This window comes from Orrella dioscoreae (assembly GCF_900089455.2).
Lineage (GTDB): Bacteria > Pseudomonadota > Gammaproteobacteria > Burkholderiales > Burkholderiaceae_B > Orrella > Orrella dioscoreae.
The window spans coordinates 2,696,994-2,709,449 of the sequence record NZ_LT907988.1 but is presented as its reverse complement, the minus strand read 5'-3'; the positions used below and the strand labels follow the sequence as shown (position 1 = coordinate 2,709,449).

Sequence of the window (12,456 nt, the reverse complement as noted above, 5' to 3'; positions counted from 1 at the left end):
TTATCATGAGCATTGTCTTGGCAATCTTGACCCGACAGTCAAAAGGAACGTGGCGGCCTTACCCGATATCGAGCAACTCTATGCAGCGCACGCGGAGCGGGTGCGGCGCTTCCTGGTCTTGAAGACGGGCGACGCCGAACTTGCCGCGGATCTGCTGCATGACTGCTATGCGCGGCTGATCGTGCGCCTGCAGGAAGGCATGCCGGACAACGTGCTGTCGTACCTGTACACGGTGGCCACGCACCTGTTGATCGATCATCGCCGCAACCACCATCAGGCTCGCACCCAGGCGGTGGCACTGGAAACGCTGGAAGAGGTGCACGATCCGGCTGCCGGGCTGGACGTGCAGGCCGATGCGCGCCAACGCCTGCGCCGCCTGCACGATGCGTTGCAGGAGCTGCCTGTGCGCACGCAGCAGATCTTCCAGCTGTGCCGGATCGAAGGCATGCGCTACCAGGATGCCGCGCGCCACTTGAACGTTTCCACCAGCGCCGTGCAGAAGCACCTGGCCCTGGCGCTGGATTTCCTGCGCGAGCGGGCCGGGACCGAGGACTGAGGCCATGGCTGGCGCCATCTTTACTGTTTCAAGGCTCTCAGACGTCTTAGTCTTCATGAAGGCCTTTCCATGTCCGAAATGAACGCCCCCGTGCCGCGCCGAGTGCGCGAAGCCGCCGCGGCCTGGGCCGTGCGCCTGGGAGAGGGCGAGCTGGATGCCGGGAGCGCGCGGCGGCTGGCACGCTGGCTGGCGCGCGATCCGCGTCACGGACAGGCGCTGGCCGACGCGGAGATGACCTGGGCGCTGGCGGGCGACCTGCGTGGCAGCGGTCTTTTCGCCGCGCCGGTGCCCAGGGCGCCGCGCAATCCATTGCTGTCGCTGCTGCAGGCATTCGCCGCGCCACGCCGCATGGCGGCGGGCGCGGGCCTGGCGCTGGCCGGGTGGCTGGGCGTGGCAAGCATGGGCGGCTGGGCTGTGCTGACGGCGGACCACCGTACGCGTCCGGGAGAGATGCGCACACTGCATCTGTCAGACGGCAGCGAGGTCCTCTTGGGCAGCGACAGCGCCCTGGACGTGTCGTATGACGGCAAGCAGCGGCGCACGACGCTGCTGCGCGGGGAGGCGGTCTTCTCGCCGGCGCCGCGTTCGGCTGACGAGCCGCGGGCCTTCGTCGTCGTTGCGGGCCCTGGCGCCAGCACGGCGCTGGGCACGCGCTATCTGGTGCGGCGTGAAGACGCCACCCATACTTGGGTGGGCGTGCTCGCCCACAGCGTAGAAGTGGGCCTGGCGCAGCCGCCGCGCGCGGGCCGTGCGCAGGCGCGGGTGGAGCAAGGGCAGAGCGTGCGGTACAGCGCCGACGAGGGCGTGGTGTCCACCCCGATGTCGCCGGACAGCCAGGCAGACTGGACACAGGGCTTGTTGCGCTTCGAGGCACAGCCCCTGGGCCAGGCGTTGGCGCGCATCGACGGCTTCCTGCCCGGACGGCTGGTGATGCTCAATCGTGAGGCCGTGCGCACGCCGGTCACGGCGCTGGTGCATCTGGACAGCCTGGACGATGCCATCGACCGCCTCTGTGCGCAGGTCGGGTTGAAGGCCGTGCGCCTGCCCGGCCTGACGATGGTGTATTGACGGGCGGCTTCCTGCGCCCGGTGGCAGGCCAGGCGTCACGCTTCCAGCCCCTTCGATAATAATTCTCATCTTTTTTTACTCGATTCTTTTCGTGGTCCGTCAATGTTAATGATGCGCGTTTGCATCTTGGCACGGACAGAACATGAAAAGAACACGAGGACGAATGGGGTTGGCGGGCAAGGCACTGGCGGCAGGGGCGCTGGCGGTCTTGCCGCCAGCGGCTGCCTGGGCCCAGTCGCCTGCCGCGGGGCAGGCGCAGACGGTCGAGGCGGGACAGGCTGTGCGGCAGTTCAACATCGCCGCACAGCCTCTGGGCGAGGCCGTGATGGTCTTCGCCCAGCAGGCAGGCATCGATCTGTTTGTCGGCAAAGCCGATCTGCGTCATCTGCAGGCCAGCCCGCTGGTGGGGCAGTTCACGGTGACGCAAGGGCTCGATGTGCTGCTGTCTGGCTCGGGCGTGGGCTACCGCTACGCGGCGCCGCGCGACGGCGGGCGCCTGGCGGTGCAGCTGTATGCGCTGCCCGCGGCATCGCGTGTCAGCGTGCATGCGCTGCCGGAAGTGGTGGTGGTGGGCAGGATCCCCGAGGACCAGTGGGTCTACCAGACGCCGCGCGCGGTCAGCGTGATCACGCGCGAACAGATGGACCGCACGCCGGCGCGGCATGCCGCCGACCTCATCCAGGACACCCCGGGCGTGGCCAGCGCCGTCAATCGCCTGAACCCCGGCCTGTCGGTGAACATCCGCGGCATGCAGGATTTCGGCCGCGTGAACATGATGATCGACGGCATGCGCCAGAACTTCGTGCAGACCGGGCACATGCAGCGCAATGGCGAAATGTTCGTCGACAGCGAGCTGCTGTCCACCGTGGTGGTGGAGCGCGGGCCCCGCTCGGATGTGCACGGCCTGGGCGCCATCGGCGGCAGCGTCAACTTCCGCACGCTGGACTTCGATGACGTGCTGCGCGAAGGCCAGCACCTGGGCTTTCGGCTGCGCGCCAACACCGGCCTGGGCAATGCCGGCAATGGCGTGAACTTCATCGGCAGCGCCGCGGGCGCGGCGCGGGTGGGCGAGCGGGTGGAGCTGCTGGCCGCCTATGCCCGCCGTTCCTTCGGCGATTACGAGATCGGCTCGCGCGGCGCGAACCACAACACCGCCTGGCAGGACGGCGAGTTGGCCGCGTTCAACGACGTGAAGTACGCCAGCCAGCGCCAGAACTCCAGCCTGTTCAAGGCCCGCTGGAACCTGGACGGCGGCCAGTCGCTGCAGTTCAGCTACGTGGGCACGCAGGTGGGCTACCAGAACACGACGGATGCCGACCTGTCGATGCAGCAGGGGGGCACGGTGTGGCGCAGCCTGGGCAGTTCGCGCGTGCAATCCCAGGGGTATTCGCTGGACTACCGCCTGCAGCCGCCGGGCAACAACCTGGTGGACCTGAACCTGAAGCTGTATTCCGTCGATACCCGCAACCGGAACTACACGGACCCGACGTATCCGCGCTCGCTGCGCATCGGCAGCGGAACCGTGCCGCTGACGGACCCGGAACTGATCAGGCTGTCCGTGGACGGCGCCTGGGAGCGGGGCAATTGCGAAGGCGAGACGGTGGCGGATTCCGTGCGCACCGCTTGCGGTTACGGGCTGGGCTCCGATCACCGCATCCGCACCAAGACCCATGGCATGCAGCTGGACAACACGTCGCGCCTGCCGATCGGCGAGGCCAGCGTGCTGCGCGTGAACTATGGCGGCGAGTACTACACGGACCGTGCCAGTTCCTCGATCGCCCTCGATCACAAGGGCCGCGCGGTGCCGTCGTACAACCCTTACGGCCAGGGCGTCGGGCTCAACCCCAAGGGCAAGCGTGACATGGGCGGCCTCTTTGCCAACGTCACGTTCGAGAACGAGGTCTACACGCTCTCGGCAGGCTTGCGCTATGACCGGTACTGGCTCAAGGGCGATACCCAGGTGCCGGGCACACAGCATGAGTATGTCGACCGCTTCCAGCGTTACATGGCGCGTTTCTGCCCGGGCACCTCGGCGACGCAGCGCAGGGCGTGCGAGGCTGGACGCACGGGCGGCGAGGCTGGCGCGGCTGCCTTCATGGAGGCGAACGACCGCAGGGGCTACTGGAACAACCCGAACCTGGCACCCCAGTGGACGCAGCGCCAGGGCATGTATGACTCGTCCGTGGACCGCAGCGAAGGCAAGCTGCTGCCCTCGCTGGCCGCGGCGGTCCGGCCGACATCCTGGCTGGAACTCTATGGCACGTGGGGCCGCTCGTGGCGTCCGCCCGCGATCAACGAATCGTTGATGGTGGGGGCGCATCCCGGTGACAACGCGTCGGTCATGTATCCCAACCCCAACGCCGATCCGGAGACGACGCGCAGTTGGGAACTGGGCGTGAACACCCAGTTCCAGGACGTATTCCAGCGCGGCGACCGCCTGTCGGCCAAGCTCGGCTACTTCGATACCCGCGCCTACAACTACCTGTATTCCTCGCTGGAGAACAACCTGCCGGGCACGGGCACGACAGTGCCTTTCGGCTTCGGCAAGGTCGCTTTCGTCAACAACCGGAACGTCACCAATTTCCGTGGCCTGGAGTTCGAAGGGCACTACGACGCAGGCTGGATCTATGCCGGCCTGTCCTACACGCATTACCTGGGCGGCGCCAACAAGTTCTGCCAGGACCTGTATTTCGCCGGCGCCGGCAGCAGCGTGCACGACCAGCCGAACGAGGACGGCAGCTATCCGCAAGGCCACCAGGATGCCCTGGCGGCGGGCTATCCCTCGTGGGAGGCCTGGGTGAACGACATGATCGTGTGCCGCAACAACGTCTTCAACAGCGCCATCGCCAAGCCGGTGGACAAGGGCGCCGCGGTGCTGGGTGTGCGCATGTTCGAACGCAAGCTCGACACCGGCGTGCGCTTCACCTACAGCGGCAATGGTTACTACAACCGCGAGACCGGCGGCGCGCAGACCTGGTTCCGCTACACGACCTGGGACTGGTTCGCCAGCTACCAGGCCACCAAGCAGATCAAGCTCATGGCGGCGGTGGAGAACGTGACCGACCGCATGTACCGCGACGGCTACTCGGACGCGCTGGCACGCACCTATGCGCCAGGCCGGACGGTGCAGGTCGGGATGGAGATCCATTTCTAAGGGATTGCCGCGCGAGTGCGCGCGGCGCAGGGACATGCGGCGTGTTGCCGCATGGGGGTGGCGAGCCTCGCCATCCTGGGCGCCGGAAGCGATTCCGGCATCGAAACTTCAGACAGGAGTGTTGTTATGAGCGCCTACATCAGTGATTACGACGAAGACTTCTTCCCGGACTTCACCTCCGCCGACGATGACCTGCGCACCGTCCTGACCGAATTCCAGAACAACGGTGTGCAAGGTGAGCACACCAGCGCGCCCAACTATGGCGGCTTCTTCGGCGGCGATACCTTCAACGGCACCAGCTACGGCTACACCAGCACGCTGGTGGACGGCTTCGCCTTCCTGGCCACGGGCAACCTGAGCTACTACTTCCCGCCGCTCAATGGTTCGGTCGGTGACGGCCCGGTGTCGCACACCCTGCACGGCTCGATCACCAGCATCACGCTGGGCGCGGGCGTGTCGGACACGGGCGTCGTCGACAAGCCCTTCCTCACGTTCAACTTCGACACGCCGCTGGTGGGGGACATCGCCGATGGCCGCACCAACGTCGTCCATGACGTGATCTGGGGCCTGATGAACGGCTCGGTGTCGGGCGCGTCGGACAGCCTGAACACGGTGAGCAATGGCGGCCTGCTGGCCGCCCTGCAAGCCAACGGCCTGACGCTGGACGGCGTGTCCATCGCCGACCTGGTCGGCGCCTCGGCGCTGTCCGAGACGGAAGTGGCGCTGGCGGCCTAAACGGGCTGCCACGTCGTCATCCCGGCGGCCGCCAAGGCTGCCGGGATACCGGTCCCGGGCATCGCGTCCGGGACCTTTCCTGTTTTTGGCGATGCCAGCCCTCAGGGCATCGCCGGTTTCATGCCGAGGCCTTCACCATGCTCGACTCCGTGCGCGCATCCGCCGCGCCACCCGATCCGGGCGCGCCTGCTTCCGTGGACATCCGCGACGTGTTGCGGCGCTATCGCGGCGCGTGGCGCAGCGCGGCGGCCTTCAGCGCAGTGATCAACCTGCTGATGCTGGCGCCGGCGCTGTACATGCTGCAGGTCTACGACCGGGTGCTGGCGTCGGGCAATCCGGCCACGCTGGTCATGCTGAGCCTGTTGATGCTCGGCCTGCTGGCCATGATGGGCGCGCTGGAATATGCGCGCGGCATGGTGGTGGTGCAACTGGGGGCGCGCTTCGATGCGGTGCTGGGCAGACAGGTGCATGGCGCCGCCTTCCGGCGCGGGCTGGCGGGACAGCCCGCCAATGCGGCTCAGGCCGTGAGCGACCTGAACACCCTGCGCCAGTTCATGACGGGCAGCGCCGTGTTCGCCTTCTTCGACGCGCCCTGGTTTCCGCTGTTCCTGCTGGTGATGTTCCTGCTGCATCCGTGGCTGGGCGTGCTGGCGCTGGCGGGCGCCTTGCTGCTGATGGGGCTGGCCTGGCTGAATGAACGCCAATCCCGCACGCCGCTGGCCGAGGCGGGCACCTGGTCGCTGCGGGCCAACCTGCTGGCCGAAGGGCAGTTGCGCAACGCCGAGAGCATCCAGGCGATGGGCATGCTGGGCGCGCTGCAACGGCGCTGGCAGCGCCTGCACCGGGCCTACGTGGGAAGACAGGCGCAGGCCAGCCGGACGTCGGTCGGCATCGGCGCGATTTCCAAGAGCCTGCGCATTGCGCTGCAATCGGCGGTGCTGGGGCTGGGCGCCTGGCTGGCCATGGACAACCGGATCAGTCCGGGCATGATGATCGCCGGCTCCATCCTGATGGGGCGCGTGCTGAGTCCCATCGACCAGGTGATCGCGGCGTGGCGGCAATGGAGCGGCACGCGCCTGGCGCATGCGCGCCTGCAGGCCTTGCTGTCCGACCACGGCGAGCCCGCGGCGGGCTTGCCGCTGCCGCGCCCCGACGGCGCCTTGCGGGTGGAGGGGGTGACGGTGCTGCCGCCAGGCGCGCGGACGCCGTCGCTGGTGAACCTGAACCTGGTGCTGCCTGCCGGCGAGGTGCTGGGGGTGATCGGTCCGTCGGGTTCCGGCAAGTCCACGTTCGCGCGCGTGCTGGCGGGCATCTGGACGCCACGCGTCGGTGTCTTGCGGCTGGATGGGGCAGACCTGGCGCAATGGGATCGTGAGCGGCTGGGGCCGTGGATGGGGTACCTGCCCCAGGATGTCGAATTGTTCGCCGGGACGGTGGCCGAGAACATCGCACGTTTCCAGGAGCCGGCAGGCGATGAGGCCGACGAGGCGCAGGCCAGCCGCGCGGCACGTGTCGTGGCCGCCGCCCAGGCGGCGGGGGCGCACGAGTTGATCCTGGGGCTGCCGCAAGGCTATGACACCGTGCTGGGCATGGGAGGCCAAGGCTTGTCCGGGGGGCAGCGTCAACGCGTGGCCCTGGCCCGGGCCTTGTACGGCGAACCGAGCGTGGTGGTGCTGGACGAACCGAATGCCAGCCTGGACGACGCAGGCGAGCAGGCCTTGATGGCCGCGCTGCAAGGCTTGCGGGCCCGCAAGGCGACCGTCGTGCTGATCACGCACAAACCCAAGGTGTTGGCGGCCACGACCCAGTTGCTGGTGTTGCGGGCCGGACAGCTGCAAGGCGTGGGACCGACCGCGCAGGTGCTGGCGAAGTTGCAGGACGCGGGCCAGGCCAGGCAGGCGGCGAACCCGTCCGCCGTGGCCTCGGACGCCGCCGCCAACAGCGCCACGGCCGGGCTGGCGGCCACCGGCCCGGTGCCTGGGTTGCGCCGCAGGGCGACCGGCACGGATGGGGCCTATGCCATGCCCGCCGGCATGACGATCAAGCATCAAGGAGACAAGGCATGAGCCAGGCCGTGATCGCGCGCCGCCCCTCGCGCGGGCAAACCGCGTCCGCCGATATCGAGGACGCGGTGCTGTGGCCGACGGCCGAGGACGCCCGCTTGCGCGATGCACGCCCGGGACGCCTGGGCTGGTGGGTCGTGCTGCTGGGTTTCGGCGGCTTCCTGGCCTGGGCGGCGCTTGCGCCGCTGGACAATGGCGTGCCCATGCCCGGCGTGGTGGTGGTCAGCGGCGAGCGCCAGGCGGTGGACAGCCTGGGCGGGGGCGTGGTGGGCGAGCTGCTGGTGCGCGAGGGCGAGACCGTCAGCGCGGGCCAGCCCTTGCTGCGGCTGGATGCCACGCGCGCGCAGGGTGAAACGCAGGGCCTGCGCGAGCAACTGGCCGCCTTGACCGCACGCGTGGCGCGGCTGACGGCCGAGCGCGATGGCAGCGCGGACATCGCGCGGCCCGCCATCGGGGCGGAAGACACGCGCGCGCTGGCGGCCTTCGAGCTCGAACGCCAGCTCTTCGCCAGCCGGCGCGCGTCGCTGGCGGGAGAACTGTCGGGCATCGAGGCGTCCGCCCAGGGCAGCCGCAACCTGCTGTCCGGCCTGGAGGCATCGCTGGCCCACAAGCGCGCGCAACAGACCTTGCTGCGCGAACAGGTGGACAACCTGAAAGGACTGGCCGAAGAAGGCTATGTGCCGCGCAACCGCCTGCTGGAGTTGTCGCGCATGCAGTCGCAGTTGTCGGGCGAGATCGCGTCGGACCTGGGCACCATCGGCCAGACGCGCCAGCAATTGGCGGAACTGAACCTTCGGGCCCAGCAGCGCCGTGACGCCTTCCAGCAGGAAGTCCGCGCCGATCTGGCCGAGGCCCGCGTGCAGGCCGAGCAGGCCGCGCAGCGGCTGGAGACGGCGCGCTTCGAACTGGCCCACACGGAAATCCGCGCACCGGCCAGCGGCATCGTGGTGGGTCTTGCCGCCCACACCGTGGGCGGCGTGGTGCAGGCCGGCACCCGGCTCATGGAGATCGTGCCCCAGGACCAGCCCCTGACAGTGGAAGGCCGGTTGCCCGTCGCCAGCGTGGACAAGGTGTACGCCGGGCTGCCCGTCGAGCTGATGTTCTCCGCCTTCGACAGCGCCCGCACGCCACGCCTAGCCGGTGAGGTCGCGCTGGTGTCGGCGGACCGTTTCGAGGACGAGCGCAGCGGCCATCCCTATTACACCTTGCGGGTGCAGGTGGGCGCCGGCGAGCTGGCCCGCCTGGGCGACGCGCCCTTGCGCGCGGGCATGCCGGTGGAGGTCTTCGTGCGCACCGGCGAGCGGTCCTTGTTGAACTACCTCTTCAAGCCCTTGCAGGACCGGGTCCGGACGGCATGGGGAGAGTCATGATGCGCGGGTTTCGCCGGACGGCCGCGGCTTGCCTGTCCGTCGTGTCTTTCCTTGCTTGCGCCCAATCCGTGGATTTCCGCCAGGCCTATGCGATGGCGCTGTCCGCCGATCCCACGTGGGCGCAGGCGCGCGCGCAGGCCCGGGCCGACCAGGAAGAGCGGGCCCTGGGCCGCAGCGGCCTTCTGCCCACGGTGCAGTACCGCTACAACCGGGGACGAAACTGGACCGAGTCGCGCAGCAGCAATCTGTTCGGCGAGGTGACCCAGGACTATCGCTACAACAGCTATTCCTCTGGTTTCACGCTGACCCAGCCGCTCTTCGACGCGGCGGCGTTCGCGCAGTATCGCGAGGGGGCGGCCCGAGCCGAGGCGGCGGGCTTCACGCTGGCGCGGGCGCGGCAGGCGCTGGCCGTGCGGGTGCTGCAGGTCTACACCGATGTGCTGTATGCCGAGGAGGCGTTGGGACTGGCCGAGGCGCAGGCGCGAACCCTGCACGAGGATGCCCGGCGCAGCGAGCGCTACGTGGCGGGCGGGGAGGGCACTGTCACCGACAGCCTGGAAATCGAGGCCCGCCTGGGCCTGGTGCAGGCGCAGGAGATCGAGGCGCGAGACCAGTTGCGCGACGCACGCAACGCCTTGCGTGCCGTGGTCGGGCCGGACCTGGGCGAGGCGGCGCTGGCGCCCCTGGATGCGCGGGCCATGGCGCAGCTGGCGGGCTCGCCCCAGCCCTTGGCGCAGTGGCGCGATACCGCCCTGAACAGCAATCCGGAACTTGCCGCCCAGCGTCGCCTGCTGGAAGCCGCCCGCCAGCGGCGCGAGGCGGCGCGCGCGGGCCATTTGCCCAGCGTGCGCCTGTACGCGCGCAAGCAACTGACCGACTCGAATGCCGAGAACCAGATCGGCCAGCGCTACGACACCAATACCGTCGGCGTGGAAATCTCGGTGCCGCTCTACAGCGGCGGGCGCACCAGCGCGGCCAGCGCCCAGGCCCTGGCGCAGCAGGATGTGGCCCAGCACAAGCTGGAGGCCGACACACGGGCGATGCTCGATGACCTGGAGCGGCAGTACAACCTGCTTGCCAGCAGCGAGCGGCGCATCGCGGCATACCAGCGGGCCGCCGATGCGGCGGCGGGCCGGTTGCGGGCCACGCGCCGCAGCGTGCTGGGCGGCGAACGCACCAACCTGGATGTCCTGGACGCTGAACGCCAACGCGTGGAGGCCCTGCGCGACCTGGCGCGGGCGCGCTACGACAACCTGCTGGCGTGGCTCACGCTGCGTTGGCAGGCCGGCGTGCTGGAAGAAAGCGACGTGTCCGCGGTCGGCATGCTGTTCCTCGCGCCGCCGTCATCCGTGCGCGCCGCAAGCAGGGTCTCGCCGAGGGCGGGCGGTTGAGGGCGGCGGTCATGCCGGACACGGGCTGGCAGGCGCGCTGGCGCCGCCGTCTGTATTTCGCCTGCGGGCTGGCGTGCCTGGGCTTGGCCGTGCTGGGCGCGGTGTTGCCGGTCATGCCCAGCACGGTGTTCGTCATCCTGGCGGCCAGTTGCTTCGGCCGGGCGTCGCCGCGCTGGGAGGCCTGGCTGCTGCGCCACCCGCGCTATGGCCCAGCGCTCGTGGCCTGGCGGGAAGAGGGCGCCATCTCGCGCCGCGGCAAATGCTTCGCGGTCGGCGGCATCACGCTGGGGGCCGTGATGTTCTGGTGGGGAGCCAATCCGGGGGGATGGCTGGGGGGCGCGGTGACCGCCGGCATGGCGGCCTGTGCGGCGTGGCTGGCCACGCGGCCCGCGCCAAGCGCCACCCGTCTCCGTGGCGCGGGTTGCGATGGAGACACGCCTCAGCGCGCGCCGGCGCGTACCGGTTGATGGCCTGCCGCGTGGCTGGCCGGCGCGCCGGAGGGCATGTCGGTGTCGTCTTCCGCCAGCACGCAGCGATTGCGGCCCGCCGCCTTCGCCGCGTACAGCGCCTGGTCGGCGCTTTTCAGCAGGCGCTGGTAATCGGGATGGCCGCTGTGTCCGGACACGCCCACGCTCAGCGTCACCTGCACGCGGCTGCCATCGGGCAACGCCACGGGTCGTTCCTGCACGCGGCGGCGCAATGCATCCGCCACGCTCAGGGCCTGGGGCCCGTCCACATCCACCAGCACGATGAGGAATTCCTCGCCGCCCAGGCGGAAGGTGTAGTCGCCGCCGCGGCTGTAGGTCGAGATCAGGCTGGCCACCTGCTGCAGCACGACGTCGCCGCCGTCGTGGCCGTGCGTGTCGTTGATGAGCTTGAAGTGATCGATGTCGGCCAGCAGCACCGACAGCGGCGCGCCGATCTTGCGGGCGTAGGCGATCTCCTTGTTCATGACCACCTGCAGGTACTTGCGGTTCAGCAGCCGCGTCAGCGTGTCGCGGCCGGACTCCAGGTTGCCCGCCTGCTCGAACAGGCACTCGACCAGATAGGCAACCGCCTGGGTCGCGTCGCGGATGCCTTGCAGTGCTTGCGCGCGTTGCGCGCTGCCGGGCGGGTGGTGCGAGGCGGTCTGGATCAGCGAATCGACCTGTGCCAGCTGCAGCAGGATGCTGCGTGTTTCGCTGGCGCCCTCGAAGGCGTGCGAGGCCTTGTGGGTGAACCACAGGCCGAACTCGGATTTGCGGATGCGCGGCAACTGCTGCCACGGCAGGTTGGCCGACAGGCCGAACATGAGCTGGTTTTCCCAATCCAGCAGCGCCGCGCGCTGGCGTTCCTTTTCCGCGCCGATGTTCTGCGACAGGGCCAGCAGCCGATAGCCTTCCTCGGCGCGTGACTTGCGGTCGTGCGAGGTTTCATAGGCATGGCACATGATCTCGACCGAGATCAGCGTGACTTCCGAAATATACCGGCAGGCGCCCAGCACGGCGTGAGGCAAGGCATCCGGTTCAGCGTGGAGGAGTTCGTGCATGCGCCGGGTCAGCAGCCGCATGCCGCGAATGATGAAGTGCACCGGAATCTCGATGCGCGCATGCACTTCGCCGATGCGGTATTGATAGGCCACCGCTGCCTGGAACTGCGCCAGGTGGCGCGCATCGAACACCGTCAGCAGCCATTCCTGCATGGCGTGTCGCAGGCGCGTCTGTACCAGCTCATGCGACAGGAAGAAGGCCGCGCCCTGGTCCGCCAGCATGCAATCGTAGAAGTCATCGGCAAGCGCCGCCGTGTGGCGGGCGGAGACATCCTGGGCGAGTTGGCATTGCTCGGCGCTGTAGCGGGAATGGGTATGTGCCCAATCCAGCGCCATGACTTCGGTGGAATGTTTCAAGAGGGGTCCGGTGTCGGGTCGGCGTGCGAATCCATTCTAGGTTCGCGCGTTGGCGCCCGAGGCCGCTGTCTCGCGGGCATCTGCGCTGGCGCAAGGCATCGCGCAAGACGCCGCGCGGCGGGCTTGCTTTTCTGGTGGGCGCCTGGCTGTGGCGCAAGAGGCATTGGCCGCCGGATGCAAACGTGTTTTCCCGTGCTGCGCGCCAACGGCCCGCCGATACAGGATGGATATACA

9 protein-coding genes are annotated in these 12,456 nt (G+C 68.9%); 8 read left to right on the top strand and 1 reads right to left on the bottom strand.

Annotated elements, in window-relative coordinates; all coding sequences use genetic code 11:
• The first annotated feature begins 49 nt into the window (after positions 1 to 49).
• The 8 genes from ODI_RS12665 (at position 50) to ODI_RS12630 (ending at position 10,804) form a co-directional block, all read left to right on the top strand.
• Positions 50 to 556, top strand: coding sequence for an RNA polymerase sigma factor (locus ODI_RS12665; protein WP_067758698.1), 507 nt, complete (start codon positions 50 to 52; stop codon positions 554 to 556).
• 69 nt (positions 557 to 625) lie between these two features.
• On the top strand, positions 626 to 1,624 hold the full coding sequence (locus tag ODI_RS12660; protein ID WP_082985481.1) for a FecR family protein: 999 nt from the start codon (positions 626 to 628) through the stop codon (positions 1,622 to 1,624).
• A gap of 142 nt (positions 1,625 to 1,766) precedes the next feature.
• The gene (locus tag ODI_RS12655) at positions 1,767 to 4,778 is read left to right on the top strand and encodes a TonB-dependent receptor (RefSeq protein ID WP_231968046.1); all 3,012 of its coding nucleotides are present in this window, start codon (positions 1,767 to 1,769) and stop codon (positions 4,776 to 4,778) included.
• A gap of 126 nt (positions 4,779 to 4,904) precedes the next feature.
• Positions 4,905 to 5,513 (top strand): heme acquisition protein HasA, encoded by a 609-nt coding sequence (locus ODI_RS12650; protein ID WP_067758700.1) that lies wholly within the window; start codon positions 4,905 to 4,907, stop codon positions 5,511 to 5,513.
• A gap of 137 nt (positions 5,514 to 5,650) precedes the next feature.
• On the top strand, positions 5,651 to 7,579 hold the full coding sequence (locus ODI_RS12645; RefSeq protein ID WP_067758703.1) for a type I secretion system permease/ATPase: 1,929 nt from the start codon (positions 5,651 to 5,653) through the stop codon (positions 7,577 to 7,579).
• Entirely contained in the window at positions 7,576 to 8,946 is a 1,371-nt protein-coding gene (locus ODI_RS12640; RefSeq protein ID WP_082985483.1) for an HlyD family type I secretion periplasmic adaptor subunit, read from the top strand. Before ODI_RS12645 ends, ODI_RS12640 begins: the two co-directional genes overlap by 4 nt.
• 41 nt (positions 8,947 to 8,987) lie before the next feature.
• Positions 8,988 to 10,337: a TolC family outer membrane protein gene (locus ODI_RS12635; protein ID WP_231968045.1), complete on the top strand. Its 1,350-nt coding sequence runs from the start codon at positions 8,988 to 8,990 to the stop codon at positions 10,335 to 10,337.
• Positions 10,338 to 10,348: 11 nt separating this feature from the next.
• Positions 10,349 to 10,804, top strand: coding sequence for a YbaN family protein (locus ODI_RS12630; RefSeq protein ID WP_067758710.1), 456 nt, complete (start codon positions 10,349 to 10,351; stop codon positions 10,802 to 10,804).
• Here ODI_RS12630 and ODI_RS12625 read toward each other — a convergent pair.
• Positions 10,777 to 12,222, bottom strand: a complete 1,446-nt coding sequence (locus tag ODI_RS12625; RefSeq protein ID WP_082985485.1) for a diguanylate cyclase — start codon at positions 12,220 to 12,222, stop codon at positions 10,777 to 10,779. The two genes, ODI_RS12630 and ODI_RS12625, sit on opposite strands and share 28 nt — an antisense overlap.
• Between the last annotated feature and the right edge of the window lie 234 nt (positions 12,223 to 12,456).

Bases quoted from the DNA above. Each gene is read 5' to 3' on its own strand.
- ODI_RS12640 (WP_082985483.1), top strand. From the start codon at position 7,576: ATGAGCCAGGCCGTGATCGCGCGCCGCCCCTCGCGCGGGCAAACCGCG.
- ODI_RS12630 (WP_067758710.1), top strand. From the start codon at position 10,349: ATGCCGGACACGGGCTGGCAGGCGCGCTGGCGCCGCCGTCTGTATTTC.
- ODI_RS12645 (WP_067758703.1), top strand. From the start codon at position 5,651: ATGCTCGACTCCGTGCGCGCATCCGCCGCGCCACCCGATCCGGGCGCG.
- ODI_RS12660 (WP_082985481.1), top strand. From the start codon at position 626: ATGTCCGAAATGAACGCCCCCGTGCCGCGCCGAGTGCGCGAAGCCGCC.
- ODI_RS12655 (WP_231968046.1), top strand. From the start codon at position 1,767: ATGAAAAGAACACGAGGACGAATGGGGTTGGCGGGCAAGGCACTGGCG.
- ODI_RS12650 (WP_067758700.1), top strand. From the start codon at position 4,905: ATGAGCGCCTACATCAGTGATTACGACGAAGACTTCTTCCCGGACTTC.